General features: G+C 46.3%; 4 protein-coding genes. All 4 read left to right on the top strand.

From position 1 onward, the window contains the following. Positions 1-1,932 (top strand): endonuclease MutS2 (locus AC1DUA_RS27625; protein WP_477502814.1); only part of this gene is annotated, 1,932 nt, incomplete at its 5' end. 138 nt (positions 1,933-2,070) lie between these two features. Then, positions 2,071-2,751, top strand: coding sequence for a PspA/IM30 family protein (locus tag AC1DUA_RS27620; RefSeq protein WP_477502813.1), 681 nt, complete (start codon positions 2,071-2,073; stop codon positions 2,749-2,751). A 115-nt stretch (positions 2,752-2,866) separates the two neighbouring features. Then, entirely contained in the window at positions 2,867-3,286 is a 420-nt protein-coding gene (locus tag AC1DUA_RS27615) for a DUF350 domain-containing protein (RefSeq protein ID WP_477502812.1), read from the top strand. A 136-nt stretch (positions 3,287-3,422) separates the two neighbouring features. Then, a partial coding sequence (locus AC1DUA_RS27610; RefSeq protein ID WP_477502811.1) for a hypothetical protein occupies positions 3,423-3,897 on the top strand: 475 nt, incomplete at its 3' end.

Here is a 3,897-nt window from a genome sequence, read left to right as displayed (position 1 = left end):
GTTGTTGTAGATAGCGCAAGCATTGAATTAGGACGTGTGCGCAGTGAGCTGCGTACGGGCGAGAGTAGGGTTCGTGAGCGGTTAGAGCAAATGCTGCGCAATTCGTCGATACAAAAGATGCTGCAGGATGTGCTGATCACTATCCGTAACGATCGTTACGTGATTCCTGTAAAATCCGAATACCGCTCTAGTTTCGGCGGGATGATTCATGATCAATCCGCATCTGGAGCGACTTTATACATTGAACCCGACGCTATTGTTCAGTTGAACAATAAGATTCGTGAGCTTAAGTTCAAGGAAGAAGCGGAAATTGAGAAAATTTTGCGCATCTTAACTGCACTTGTGGCTGAACAGGTAGATATTCTTGTTTATGACGTAGATCAGTTGGCTGATCTGGATTTTACGTTCGCCAAAGCAGGTCTGGCAAGAGAACTAAAGGCTACTATGCCAAGGCTGAATGATAGAGGCTTTATCAAGATCAAGCGCGGCCGTCATCCGCTTATTGCGGCAGAACTTGTTGTTCCGCTTGACTTGGAGTTAGGGAATGATTACTCGCAAATTATTGTGACCGGACCGAATACAGGGGGTAAAACAGTCTCTCTCAAAACGGTAGGTTTATTAAGTTTGATGGCGATGTCAGGCTTGTTTGTACCTGCGGAGGAAGGCAGTCAATTATGTGTATTCGATGCTATTTATGCCGATATTGGGGATGAACAGAGCATTGAACAGAACTTAAGTACATTTTCAAGTCATATGACAAATATCATTAGCATATTACGGGATATGACGCCTAAGAGCTTAGTGCTGCTCGATGAGCTTGGAGCAGGTACAGATCCTGCTGAAGGATCTGCGCTGGCGATCTCCATCCTTGATTATATACACCAGATTGGTTGTCGAATCATTGCGACGACCCACTATTCGGAACTTAAGGCTTACGCCTATCAGACAAAAGGTACAATAAACGCGAGTATGGAATTTGATATCCAAACCTTGAGTCCAACTTATCGTTTGCTTGTAGGTGTTCCTGGGCGAAGCAACGCGTTTGCCATAGCCGAACGGCTTGGTTTGTCACGCCGAATTATTGAGCATGCGCGCACCCAGGTTGGCGAAGAGGATAAACGCGTAGAGTCGATGATCGCTTCCCTCGAAGAGAATCGATTAGTCGCCGAAGCAGAACGCGAGAGCGCCGAGAGGCTGCGGCTCGAGGCGGAAGAGATGCGCCGAACGCTGGAGGCGCAGCAGCTGAAGTTCGACGAGCAGCGCGATAAGCTGCTCGAGAAAGCCGAGCGCGACGCGCGTGAGGCTGTCGCCAAGGCGCGCCGCGAGGCCGACGAAGTGATCGCCGACCTGCGGCGCATGGCGCAAGAAGAAGCCGGCGGGGTCAAGGACCACCGGCTGGTTGAAGCGAAGCGCCGCCTCGATCAGGCGGCGCCTGAACTGCGCGATAAGCAAGTTCGCGCGGCGAAGAAGCGGCCTGAGAGAATCGAGGCCGGAGATGAAGTTCGTGTCATGAGCCTGGGTCAGAAGGGTCATGTGGTCGAACTCGTTAGCCCCACGGAAGCTACTGTGCAGCTGGGGATTATGAAAATGAAGGTTGAGATAACCAACCTCGAGAAAATAGGCAGTCCTGCTCAGAAGAAGCCGGTTCATCAGGTGGCAACCACGATCAAACGAACAAGAGATGAGAACATTCGAATGGAATTGGATATGCGTGGGTTGAACATGGAGGAAGCGATGATCGAGGCAGATCGCTTCTTGGATGAATCTTTCCTTGGCAATTTGGGGCAAGTGTACCTGATTCACGGCAAAGGAACAGGTGTGCTGCGCACAGGCATGCAGGAGTATCTGCGCCGCCACAAACACGTGAAAAGTTACCGCATGGGGAACTACAATGAAGGTGGAGCCGGAGTAACAGTTGTGGAATTGAAATAACTTTTAAAAATATTTTCAACTTTTTGAAACTCATTCTTTGGGACTGCGTATTTAATGTGTGTAAGCACCGGTGATTAGAAAAGAAAACGCAATACCAATTATAAAATAAATAAGGATAAACCTTAGGAGGAATTCAGAATGGGTATTTTTAAAAGATTACGTGATATGACGATGGCTTCGGTAAATGATTTGCTGGACAAAGCAGAAGACCCGGTTAAGATGTTAAATCAGTTTTTGCGTGACATGGAAGAAGATATTTTGGAAGCAGAATCTGCTGTCGCTAAGCAAATCGCTATCGAGAAGAAATTCAAGCTTCAATACGAAGAATCAGAAGAAATGGTTACCAAGCGTACAGAGCAAGCAATGAAAGCTCTTGAAGCTGGCAATGAAGATTTGGCCCGTCGCGCACTCGAAGACAAGAAAGAGCAGCAAGTTCGTTTCGATGAGTTGAAACGTCAATATGATCTTGCCAAAACAAATGCGGATCAACTTCGCAGTCAGCTGACTGAGATGAAAGACGAGTTCAACAAAATGAAAAACAAGAAGGATTTGTTGATTGCCCGTGCTGAAACAGCAAAAGCGCAAAAACAAATCAATCAAGCGATGTCCGGATTTGGTACAGACAACGCAGCCAAAGGCTTTGACCGCATGAGCGAGAAAGTCCTGCAGATGGAAGCTGAAGCACAAGCAAGCGGCGAGATTCGTTCCAAAAACCGCAGTTTGGACGATGAGCTTGAAGGGCTTGGCGCAAGCAAAAGCGGCATCGATGATGAGTTGGCAGCTATGAAAGCAAAGCTTGCTGAAAAAAAACAATCTTAATGATATACTAATAGTACCTGCGAGAGACTGAGCCTAACTCAGTCTCTTCTACCGTATATAGGGATTTTTAAATCAAGGTTTAAACTCTCTACATGGAAGGAAGGCAGGAGACGATATGAATGAAGAGGTGGATGTGTTGCTGAGTAATCCGTATTTATCGACGCTTGCATTTTTTGCAGTTGCTGTCATTGCGCTTGTGATATTTCTTACGATTTTCGAAATGGTCACGAAGTATGATGACTGGGCAGAGATCAAAAAGGGTAACCTCTCTGTGGCAATGGCGACAGGCGGGAAAATTTTTGGGATTTGCAATTTGTTCCGGTTTGCCATTTTAAATAATGACACGATGATTCACTCTCTCATTTGGGCAGGCYACGGATTCTTGCTGTTGCTGGCAGCCTACTTCATTTTTGAGTTCTTAACACCTTATTTTAAAATTGATGAAGAAATCAAAAAAGATAACCGCGCTGTAGGTTTCTTGTCTTTGACGCTATCTGTCTCCCTTTCTTACGTAGTAGGCGCATGCGTAACTTAGAATCATACATAGTCTTGGAGGCTTGAACATGAAATACCTGTGGGGCACCTTGTTTGCTATTGCATTTGTGTTTATGGCGGCAGGGATTTATTATTTAATGAAATTTGCTTGAGTGCAATAGATGGAGGATTACGTCATGAGTGCGAATGAAGAAGTTGTTTGTCCTTGGTGTCAAACGGAGATCGTTTGGGATCCCGAGATTGGGCCGGAGGATGAATGCCCGCATTGTTTTAACGAGTTGAATGATTACCGCAGTATTGATTTGAAAGTGAAATTAACGGGTCAACCGCTCCGTTTCCAAGAGCAAGAGTTCCCTGATGCTGATGAGGATTTGTCATTGGCATGGGATGACTCGGATGAGCCGCTTGATAAATATGGTGAAAAGGTACAGCATATCACGGATGAGCAGGAAGAAGCGCCTGAATGCTCGAACTGTCATGAACTGCTATTGCTTGCCGGGAATGAGGTCGTAAACGAGACTTCCTTCACACCAACGATTCCAAAAACGCTGGGCAGCGCGTTCCTGACGGCGCCATTCACGATGAATGTGTACGTGTGTCCATCTTGTTTTAAAGTTGAAAAAGTGTTGTCCGATACAGATCGTCTACTGA

The organism is Paenibacillus sp. 01T422 (assembly GCF_056398785.1).
The sequence above is the reverse complement of the archived record's forward strand: the minus strand, read 5'-3'. Positions and strand labels throughout refer to the sequence as shown.

Excerpts from the sequence above, each read along its gene's own strand:
- AC1DUA_RS27620 (WP_477502813.1), top strand. The coding sequence starts at position 2,071 with ATGGGTATTTTTAAAAGATTACGTGATATGACGATGGCTTCGGTAAAT.